This is a genomic window from Streptomyces sp. NPDC002130, from assembly GCF_040296465.1.
Taxonomy (GTDB): Bacteria; Actinomycetota; Actinomycetes; order Streptomycetales; family Streptomycetaceae; genus Streptomyces.
Genome location: NZ_JBEOXI010000290.1, coordinates 1 through 9,399, shown reverse-complemented (window position 1 = coordinate 9,399; position 9,399 = coordinate 1). Strand labels below are relative to the sequence as shown.

General features: G+C 71.7%; 7 protein-coding genes. 4 read left to right on the top strand and 3 right to left on the bottom strand.

Going from position 1 to position 9,399, the window contains the following annotated elements:
* Positions 1-91: 91 nt before the first annotated feature.
* Positions 92-3,100, bottom strand: coding sequence for a bifunctional [glutamine synthetase] adenylyltransferase/[glutamine synthetase]-adenylyl-L-tyrosine phosphorylase (locus ABT116_RS35485; RefSeq protein WP_351642615.1), 3,009 nt, complete (start codon positions 3,098-3,100; stop codon positions 92-94).
* Positions 3,101-3,503: 403 nt separating this feature from the next.
* Here ABT116_RS35485 and ABT116_RS35480 point away from each other — a divergent pair, with 403 nt between their 5' ends.
* Together ABT116_RS35480 and ABT116_RS35475 are read left to right on the top strand one after the other, a co-directional pair.
* Positions 3,504-3,950 carry a VOC family protein gene (locus tag ABT116_RS35480; protein WP_351642613.1) on the top strand — a complete coding sequence of 149 codons (447 nt, stop codon included), beginning with the start codon at positions 3,504-3,506 and terminating at the stop codon, positions 3,948-3,950.
* A 66-nt stretch (positions 3,951-4,016) separates the two neighbouring features.
* Positions 4,017-4,640 (top strand): glyoxalase, encoded by a 624-nt coding sequence (locus ABT116_RS35475; RefSeq protein ID WP_351642610.1) that lies wholly within the window; start codon positions 4,017-4,019, stop codon positions 4,638-4,640.
* A gap of 15 nt (positions 4,641-4,655) precedes the next feature.
* Here the strand turns inward: ABT116_RS35475 and ABT116_RS35470 are convergent, their stop codons facing one another.
* The gene (locus tag ABT116_RS35470; RefSeq protein ID WP_351642607.1) at positions 4,656-5,147 is read right to left on the bottom strand and encodes a MarR family winged helix-turn-helix transcriptional regulator; all 492 of its coding nucleotides are present in this window, start codon (positions 5,145-5,147) and stop codon (positions 4,656-4,658) included.
* A 75-nt stretch (positions 5,148-5,222) separates the two neighbouring features.
* Here ABT116_RS35470 and ABT116_RS35465 point away from each other — a divergent pair, with 75 nt between their 5' ends.
* Positions 5,223-6,170 carry a quinone oxidoreductase family protein gene (locus ABT116_RS35465; protein WP_351642604.1) on the top strand — a complete coding sequence of 316 codons (948 nt, stop codon included), beginning with the start codon at positions 5,223-5,225 and terminating at the stop codon, positions 6,168-6,170.
* A 249-nt stretch (positions 6,171-6,419) separates the two neighbouring features.
* Here ABT116_RS35465 and glnA2 read toward each other — a convergent pair whose 3' ends face one another.
* Complete coding sequence (gene glnA2 / locus ABT116_RS35460) at positions 6,420-7,781, bottom strand: gamma-glutamylpolyamine synthetase GlnA2 (RefSeq protein WP_031131671.1); 1,362 nt, start codon at positions 7,779-7,781, stop codon at positions 6,420-6,422.
* Between the two features lie 295 nt (positions 7,782-8,076).
* Between glnA2 and ABT116_RS35455 the strand changes: the two genes are divergently transcribed.
* A complete protein-coding gene (locus ABT116_RS35455) occupies positions 8,077-9,264 on the top strand; it encodes a globin domain-containing protein (protein WP_351642601.1) in 1,188 nt (395 codons plus the stop codon).
* Positions 9,265-9,399 lie beyond the last annotated feature (135 nt).

Sequence of the window (9,399 nt, the reverse complement as noted above, 5' to 3'; positions counted from 1 at the left end):
CGTGCGGTGAAGACTCGACACCTCCACCACACCGGAGGTCTTCGCCATGATCAAGCCCGGCCGGTGTCAACAACGCTCGTGATCAATACACCTAGCGCTCGGCGACGCCGTAGAACAGTTCCTCCACCACACCGCGCGCCCGGCGTGCCGTGCGGCGGTACGCGTCCAGCATGTCGCCCGCGTGGCCCGGGCCGTAGCCCAGGTACCTGCCCACGGCGGCCAGTTCCCGGGGTTCGGTCGGGAACGTGTCCCCGGCCCGGCCGCGGACCAGCATCACCGCGTTGCGGACGCGGGTCGCGAGGACCCAGGCCTCGTCGAGGGTCGCCGCGTCGTCGTCCGTGATGAGCCCGGCGGTGCGGGCGGCCGCCAGGGCCTCGCGGGTGCGGGTGGTGCGCAGCCCCGGCTCCGTCGATCCGTGCCGCAGTTGCATGAGCTGCACGGTCCACTCCACGTCGGACAGGCCGCCCGGCCCGAGCTTGGCGTGCAGCTTGGGGTCGGCGCCGCGCGGCAGCCGCTCGGACTCCATGCGGGCCTTGAGACGCCGGATCTCGCGCACGGCCTCGTCGGTGAGCCCGTCCGCCGGGTAGCGCAGCGGGTCGATCAGCCCGATGAAGCGGCGGCCCAGCTCCTCGTCGCCGGCGACGGGCTCGGCCCGCAGCAGCGCGTGCGACTCCCAGGTCTGGGCCCACCGGCGGTAGTACGCCTCGTACGAGGTGAGGGTGCGGACCAGCGGGCCGGACTTGCCCTCCGGGCGCAGGTCGGCGTCGATGAGCAGGGGCGGGTCGGCGCTGGGGAGCTGCAGCAGGCGGCGCATCTCGGAGACGACCTTGTTGGCCGCCTGGGAGGCCTCCCGCTCGTCGACGCCCTCGCGCGGTTCGTGCACGAACAGCACGTCCGCGTCGGAGCCGTAGCCCAGCTCGTGGCCGCCGAACCGGCCCATGCCGATGATCGCGAACCGGGTGGGCAGGTCGTCGCCCCAACCGTCCCGTACCACCGCGCGGAGCGTGCCGGCGAGGGTCGCCGCCGTCAGGTCGGACACCGCCGCCCCGACGCGGTCCACCAGGGCGCCCTGGTCGGCCTCGGCGGGCTGCTCCTCGGTGCCGTAGGAGCCGACGATGTCGGCGGCGGCCGTGCGGAACAGCTCGCGGCGGCGCACTCCGCGGGCCGCCGTGACGGCCTGGGCGGCGCCGTCGGCCCGGCGCACGGCGGCGAGTATCTCCTGCTCCAGGTGGGCGCGCGGCCGCGGTTCCAGACCGCTGCCGTCCCCGTCGCCGAGCAGCGCGACCGCCTCCGGGGCGCGCATCAGCAGGTCGGGCGCGAGCCGGCCGGCGGACAGCACACGGGCGAGGTTCTGTGCGGCGGCGCCCTCGTCCCGCAGGAGCCGCAGGTACCAGGGGGTCTTGCCGAGCGCGTCCGAGACCTTGCGGAAGCCCAGCAGGCCCGCGTCCGGGTCGGCCGAGTCGGCGAACCAGCCCAGCAGCACGGGGAGCAGGGTGCGCTGGATGGCGGCCTTGCGGGTGACGCCGGAGGCCAGCGCCTCCAGGTGGCGCAGGGCGGAGGCGGGGTCGGCGTAGCCGAGGGCGACCATGCGCTCCCGGGCCGCCTCGGTGCTCAGCCGGGCCTCGCCGGTCGCGAGCTGGGCGACCGCGTCGAGCAGCGGCCGGTAGAAGAGCTTCTCGTGCAGCCGGCGTACGACACCCGCGTGCCGCCGCCACTCGCGGTGCAGGTCGGCGACCGGGTCCGCACGCAGGCCCAGGGAGCGGCCGATGCGGCGCAGCTCGGCCTCGTCCTCGGGGACGAGGTGGGTGCGGCGCAGCCGGAACAGCTGGATGCGGTGCTCCATGGAGCGCAGGAAGCGGTAGGCCTCGTCGAGCTGGGCCGCGTCGGACCGGCCGACGTAGCCGCCGGCGGCGAGGGCCCCCAACGCGTCCAGGGTCGTACCGCTGCGCAGGGAGGTGTCGGCCCGGCCGTGCACCAGCTGGAGCAGCTGCACGGCGAACTCGACGTCCCGGAGGCCGCCCGGCCCCAGCTTCAGCTGGCGGTCGACCTCGCCGACGGGAATGTTCTCCACGACCCGGCGGCGCATCTTCTGCACGTCGGGCACGAAGTTCTCGCGCTCGGCGGCCTTCCACACCAGGGGCTGGACGGCGGCGACGTACTCCGCGCCGAGGTCGAGGTCGCCGGCGACCGGGCGGGCCTTGAGCAGCGCCTGGAACTCCCACGTCTTGGCCCAGCGCTGGTAGTAGGCGAGGTGGCTGGACACGGTCCGCACGAGGGGGCCGTTGCGGCCCTCGGGCCGGAGGTTGGCGTCGACGGGCCAGATGGAGCCCTCGACGGTGGTCTCGGAGCAGATCCGCATCATGTGCGAGGCGAGCCGGGTCGCGGCGCGCACGGCCTTGGTCTCGTCGGTGCCCTCGGTGGCCTCCCCGACGAAGATGACGTCCACGTCGGAGACGTAGTTCAGCTCGTGGCCGCCGCACTTGCCCATCGCGATGACCGCGAGCCGGCACTGCTCGGCGTCCTCCGGCGCGGCCGCCTCGGCGATGGAGAGGGCGGCGCGCAGGGTGGCGGTGGCGAGGTCGGCGAGCTCGGCGGCGGATTCGGCGACGCCGGTGGTGCCGCAGACGTCGCGGGCGGCGATGGACAGCAGGCAGCGCCGGTAGGCGACGCGCAGCGAGACCGGGTCGGTGGCCTCCGCGAGGCCGGCCTCGAACTCCTCCACCCCGGGGTGCAGGTCGTACGCCTCGTACATGACGAGTGCCTGCCAGTCGTCCGGGTGCCGGGTGAGGTGGTCGGCGAGGGCGGTGGAGGCGCCGAGGACACCGAGGAGACGGTCGCGCAGCGGCTTGGAGGAGATCAGCGTGTCGAGCAGTTCCCGGCGGGCGCCGGGGCCGTGCTGGGCCTCCAGCAGCCGGACGAGTCCGAGCAGCGCGAGATCTGGGTCTGCGGTGGCGCCCAGCGCCTCCAGCAGGACCGGGTCGTCGCGCAGGGGCGCGAGCTCGGGGCTGTCCAGGAGCCGTTCGGCGGCGGAGGCGTCGGTGAAGCCGTGCCGCAGCAGCCGTGTGAAGGTGCTGCTCCTGCGCCCCGGCACCGCCGTCATCCGGGCCTCCTTCGCACTGTTCCTCGGACATGCATCGGATCAAGGTCGTACGGCTTTGAGCCTAACCGCACGGGCCGGGGGAAGCGCCGGGGAGTTCGGCGGGCGGACGGGGCGTGCGGGATGCGGGGATGAGGGCCCGCACCTGCGCACGGGCCCGGAAGCGGCCCTCGTGGGCGGTCGGGGCGTGCGGCTACGGGAACGGGCCATGGCGTCGGAGACGAGGTACGGCGGTTTCTGGCCACAGGGGGTACGGGAGGGCCATTTCCGTCACGGTACGGGTCCGGCCGGTGTCCACTCGGTGGCGCCGCACGCCGTTATCGGCTTCGGTGAGGGGAGCCGTTCCGCCCGGCTTCAGCCGGACGAGGTGAGCGGTTCTCATGAGGCCGGACGAAGGAGTCATGCCGTGGACATCACGCTCGAAGTCATCCCGTTGCCCGTGTCCGACATCGACCGTGCGCGGGACTTCTACCGGGACAAGGTCGGCTTTCACGTGGACATCGACCAGGAGGTCATGCCCGGGATGCGGATCGTCCAGCTGACCCCTCCGGGTTCCGGCTGTTCGATCGCCCTGGGCGAGTCCATCTGGCAGATGACGCCCGGCCCGACCCCGGCTCCGGGCTCCTACCAGGGCCTGCAGCTGTGCGTCGCCGACATCAAGGCGGCCCACGCGGAGCTGGTCGCGCGCGGGCTCGACGTCTCGGAGCCGGTCCAGTACTCCCCGGACGACGGCGCCACGTTCATGCACTTCCAGGACCCGGACGGCAACGGGTGGGCGGTGCAGGAGTACCGGCGCAGGGCCACGGAGCCGCTGCATCAGCTGCTGGCCGACCTGAAGCGGAAGCAGGCCTGAGGCCCCGGGGGGAACCGGTCAGGAATCGAGAAGCACGTCCAGCGGGGCGCGATTAGCGTCGCTGTCATGACTTCCATCGCATCCGTCACCCTCGAGGTGGCCGACCCCGCCGCCGCCGACCGCTTCTACTCCGCCGCCTTCGGTCTGGGCGAGCGGCTGCGCCTGCGGGCGTCGGAGGCACCGACCTCCGGCTTCCGCGGGTTCACGCTGTCGCTCGTGGTCCCCCAGCCGGCCGATGTGGACGCGCTCGTCGACGCGGCCGTGCGGGCCGGGGCGACGACGCTGAAGCCCGCGGCCAAGTCGCTGTGGGGCTACGGGGGCGTCGTACAGGCCCCGGACGGGACGATCTGGCAGCTCGCGTCGTCCTCGAAGAAGAACACCGGCCCGGCGACCGGGCGGGTGGACGACTTCGTGCTGCTGCTCGGCGTGGAGGACGTGAGGGCCAGCAAGCAGTTCTACGTCGATCACGGCCTGGCCGTGGGCAAGAGCTTCGGCTCCAAGTACGTCGAGTTCGCCGCCGACGGCCCCGTCAAGCTGGCCCTGTACAAGCGCCGCGGCCTCGCCAAGGTCGCCGGCGTCTCCCCCGACGGCACCGGCTCCCACCGCCTCACCATCACCGGCGACGCCGGACCGTTCACCGACCCGGACGGTTTCGCGTGGACGACGGCTTCGGAGAGCGCGTCGGTGTGAGCGGTGGCCGAGGGCTCAGGCGGCGGGCGGGGCTGTCGCGTGGCGTGTCTGCTGGATCAGGACGGTAGTGGCTCGTTCCAGGAGTGCGCAGAGCGCGGCGTGTTCGGAAGGCGTGAACGCGTCGGTGAGTGCGCGCTCAAGGATGATCACCTCCTGGTAGGCGCGGTCAAGGAGCGCCTCACCCTCGTCGGTCAGGGTGGCGATCTGGACCTTGGCGTGCACCGGGGACGTCTCGCGGCGGATGAGTTCCTTGGTCTCCATGTTGGTCAGCACGCTGCTCATGCTCTGCTGCGTCACCCCGCAGGAGCGGGCCAGTTGGGCGCCGGACATGCCGCCTTCGCGCGAGAGGGCCAGCAGCACGGTGTACTGCGTCATGGTCAGCCCGTAGGCGCGCAGCACTGCCTCGTGGTGCGCCATCAACGCCTGCTCCGACCGCCTGATCCGGGTACAGAGGGACTCCTCGACCGGGGCTTCCATCATGTACTCCCACTCCATTGACAGGTTCATGGGTTGACTCAGGAACCTTATATACCTACCGTCCTCGACTATAAGGATACTGAGTCGACACAAGGGGCTGTAACCATGAAGGCTGTCCTCCTCGACACCGAGGACCACTACCGAGTCGCCGAACTCGATGAGCCCACCCCCGGCCCCGGCGAGGTGGCGATCCGAGTCGCCTACGCCGGGATCCAGTGGGGGGACACCATGGTCCGGGACGGCCACTTCGCCGTGCCGCGCCCCTTCGTCCCCGGCTTCGAGGCGTCCGGGCACATCGCCGCGGTCGGCGAGGGCGTCGACGCAGGCCGTGTCGGTGCGCCCGTGGCCGCGCTGACCACGGCAGGCGCCTATGCCGAGGTGGTCCTGGCACCCGCCGCGCTCAGCCTGGACACCGGCGACCTGCCGCTGCGGACGGCCGCAGGTCTCGGCTGGGGCGCACCGACCGCCTACGACCTGATCAACACCACCGCGCAGGTACGGCCCGGCGAAAGCGTGCTGATCCACGCCGCGGCCGGCTCAGTCGGCACGCTCGCCGCCCAGTTCGCCCGGCTGGCCGGGGCCGGCCGGATCGTCGGTGTCGCCGGCAGTGCCGCCAGGGCCGACTACGCCGCCCAGTTCGGCTACGACCAGGTCCTGCTGCGCGAAGAGTTCCCGACCACGCTCGGCACCGAACGCTTCGACGTGATCCTCGACCCGGTCGGCGGTGTGACCCGCCGCGCCGGACTGGAGCAGCTCGCCACACACGGCCGACTCGCGGTGTTCGGCAACCTCAGCACCTACGAACCCGTCCTGGCCGACACCAACGACCTGCTCATGCATGGCAAGTCACTCATGACGTACAACAGCAATCTGCTCAGCCAGACCCACCCGGAGCGCCTCGCCGACAGCGCCCGCCGCGCACTCGCTCTCGTCGTAGACGGCAAGGTGCGCGTGGACATCACCGCCGAATACGGCATGGCAGACCTGGCCACCGCCATACAGCGGCTCGCCGAGGGCGCCACCCAGGGCAAGAGCATCCTCCGCGTCGCCTGACAACACGCCGAAAGCGTGCTGGGGCAGCGACCCAGGTCGCTGTCCCGGCCTGCCGCTGCCCGGACAGCCACACCATTCGCGTCAAACCTCGAAGGACTTCCGAAGCTGACGACCACTTAGCTGCAGCTGGCTGGGATCCTGCCTGACGGCCCAGAGACGGCCCAAAGGCATCGAAGCACCGTGGGGCCGACGCTCCATGATCGTCGGCCCCACAGGCCGAATCAGCTCGGTGCCCACCCTGACCTGGGTCTACAGCGCCGGAAGGTTCTTGCGCAGCTCGAACGCCGTGACCTCGGACCGGTACTCCTCCCACTCCTGCCGCTTGTTGCGCAGGAAGAAGTCGAACACGTGCTCACCCAGCGTCTCGGCGACGAGGTCGCTGCGTTCCATGAGGGTCAGGGCCTCGCCGAGGTTCTGCGGGAGCGGCTCGATGCCCATGGCGCGGCGCTCCGCGTCGGAGAGGGCCCAGACGTCGTCCTCGGCGCCCGGCGGGAGCTCGTAGCCCTCCTCGATGCCCTTGAGGCCGGCGGCCAGCAGCAGCGCGTACGCCAGGTACGGGTTCGCGCCGGAGTCGATGGAGCGGACCTCCACCCGCGCCGAGCCCGTCTTGCCGGGCTTGTACATCGGGACGCGGACGAGCGCCGAGCGGTTGTTGTGGCCCCAGCAGATGTACGAGGGGGCCTCGCCGCCCGCGCCCGCGGTGCGCTCCGCGCCGCCCCAGATGCGCTTGTAGGAGTTGACCCACTGGTTGGTGACCGCGGAGATCTCCGCGGCGTGCCGCAGCAGGCCCGCGATGAAGGAGCGGCCCACCTTGGAGAGCTGGTACTCGGAGCCGGACTCGTAGAAGGCGTTGCGGTCGCCCTCGAAGAGCGACAGGTGCGTGTGCATGCCGCTGCCCGGGTGCTCGGAGAAGGGCTTCGGCATGAACGTCGCGTGCACGCCCTGCTCCAGGGCCACCTGCTTCATGACGAGGCGGAACGTCATGACGTTGTCGGCCGTGGACAGCGCGTCGGCGTAGCGGAGGTCGATCTCCTGCTGGCCCGGCGCGCCCTCGTGGTGGGAGAACTCCACCGAGATGCCCATCGACTCCAGCATGGTGATCGCCTGGCGGCGGAAGTCCATGCCGACGTTGGTCGGGGTGTGGTCGAAGTAACCGGAGTTGTCGGCCGGAGTGGGGCGGGAGCCGTCCAGCGGGCGGTCCTTCAGCAGGAAGAACTCGATCTCCGGGTGGGTGTAGAAGGTGAAGCCCAGGTCGGAGGTGCGGGCCAGGGCGCGCTTGAGCACGTAGCGCGGGTCGGCGAAGGACGGGGAGCCGTCCGGCATGAGGATGTCGCAGAACATCCGGGCCGTGCCCGGGGCCTCCGCGCGCCACGGCAGGATCTGGAAGGTCGACGGGTCCGGCTTGGCGATCATGTCGGACTCGTAGACCCGGGCGAAGCCCTCGATCGCGGAGCCGTCGAAGCCGATGCCCTCGTCGAAGGCCTGCTCCAGCTCGGCCGGGGCCACGGCGACGGACTTGAGGAAGCCCAGGACGTCCGTGAACCACAGGCGTACGAACCGGATGTCGCGCTCCTCCAACGTCCGGAGCACGAACTCCTGCTGCTTGTCCATCTTCCGCTTCCCCATCCTTGCTGGTCAGGCCGCCTTCTCTTCCGTACCACGGGAGGCGGTCGGGCACCTGAGCATCCCACCACACCACCATTTCGTACGCGTTGCGGACCATGATCGCCCGGCTGACCCGGGGCCGAACGCGTCACGTACGGCAGGTGAACTGCTCTTCCGCCCATAGTGCCTGCTCGCACCGACATCCGTAACGGCCGGTTCCTCTCGTCGCTCCGCCCACTTAATTTGCATCTCATATGCAACTTTAAATAGCGTGCGCGCAGCCGAGCCTTGAGGAGGCCTGATGCTGTCCGAACAGTCCGCCGCCACCGTCCGTGCCACGCTCCCCGCCGTCGGGGCCGCCCTCGGCACGATCACCGAGCGCTTCTACGCCGGGCTGTTCGCGGCCCACCCGGAGCTGCTGCGGGACCTGTTCAACCGGGGCAACCAGGTCTCCGGCACCCAGCGCCAGGCGCTCGCCGGGTCCATCGCCGCGTTCGCGACCCACCTGCTGGACCGTCCGGAGCAGCGCCCCGACGCGATGCTGCAGCGCATCGCCCACAAGCACGCCTCACTCGGCGTCACGCCGGAGCAGTACGCCGTCGTCCACGAGCACCTGTTCGCCGCCATCGCCGACGTGCTCGGCGACGCCGTCACGCCCGAGGTCGCCGCCGCCTGGGAGGAGGTCTACTGGCTGATGGCGAACGCCCTGATCGCCGTGGAGCAGCGGCTGCGCGAGGAGCGCGGCGGGCACACCTGGCGGTCCTGGGAGGTCGTCGAGCGGGTCGCCGAGACCGACGACGTCGCCACGTTCCGGCTGCGGCCGGCCGACGGCGGTGTGGTGCGGGAGTTCCGCGCGGGCCAGTACGTCTCCGTCCGCGCCGCCCTCGCGGACGGCGCCCGGCAGATACGGCAGTACAGCCTGTCCGGGGCGCCCGGCCCCGGCCTGCGGCAGATCAGTGTGAAGCGCGTGCGCGAGGCCGGCGCCCCCGACGGCGAGGTCTCGAACCACCTGCACGCGCGCGTGCGGGTGGGTGACCTCCTGGAGCTGTCCGAGCCGTACGGCGACCTGGTCCTGGACGGCGGTCCCGACACGCCGCTGCTGCTGGCCTCGGCGGGCATCGGCGTGACCCCGATGGCGGCGATGCTGGCGCACCTCGCCGACTCGGGACACCGCGCCCCGGTCACCGTCGTGCACGCCGACCGCTCCCCCGCCACCCACGCCCTGCGCACCGACCACGAGGCCTACGCCGCCAAGCTGCCCGACGTGGCCGTCCACCTCTGGTACGAGCAGGACGCCCCGGCAGGCACGCACTCCGGGCTGGTCGACCTCGCCGATGTCGCGCTCGCCCCGGGCACGCGCGCGTACCTGTGCGGTCCGCTCCCGTTCATGCGGGCGGTGCGGACCCAGCTGATCGCCAAGGGCGTGGCCCCCGCCGACATCCACTACGAGGTGTTCGGCCCGGACCTGTGGCTGGCCGGGCAGGCCTAGGGCCTGTCGTTTGGATCAGCCCACGGACGCGGGGCCTGGCACGCGCATCTGCGGCGTTGTCGTCGGTCACCGACGCTCCGCGTCGACTCCCTCCTCCGCCTTGCAGCTCCACGCACCAGGCCCCGCTCACCGGCG

What these genes read in the sequence shown, in the direction of transcription:
- ABT116_RS35485 (WP_351642615.1), bottom strand. Translation starts at nt 3,100, where the DNA reads ATGACGGCGGTGCCGGGGCGCAGGAGCAGCACCTTCACACGGCTGCTG.
- ABT116_RS35475 (WP_351642610.1), top strand. Translation starts at nt 4,017, where the DNA reads ATGACTTCCATCGCATCCGTCACCCTCGAGGTGGCCGACCCCGCCGCC.
- ABT116_RS35470 (WP_351642607.1), bottom strand. Translation starts at nt 5,147, where the DNA reads ATGAACCTGTCAATGGAGTGGGAGTACATGATGGAAGCCCCGGTCGAG.
- ABT116_RS35465 (WP_351642604.1), top strand. Translation starts at nt 5,223, where the DNA reads ATGAAGGCTGTCCTCCTCGACACCGAGGACCACTACCGAGTCGCCGAA.
- glnA2 (WP_031131671.1), bottom strand. Translation starts at nt 7,781, where the DNA reads ATGGACAAGCAGCAGGAGTTCGTGCTCCGGACGTTGGAGGAGCGCGAC.
- ABT116_RS35455 (WP_351642601.1), top strand. Translation starts at nt 8,077, where the DNA reads ATGCTGTCCGAACAGTCCGCCGCCACCGTCCGTGCCACGCTCCCCGCC.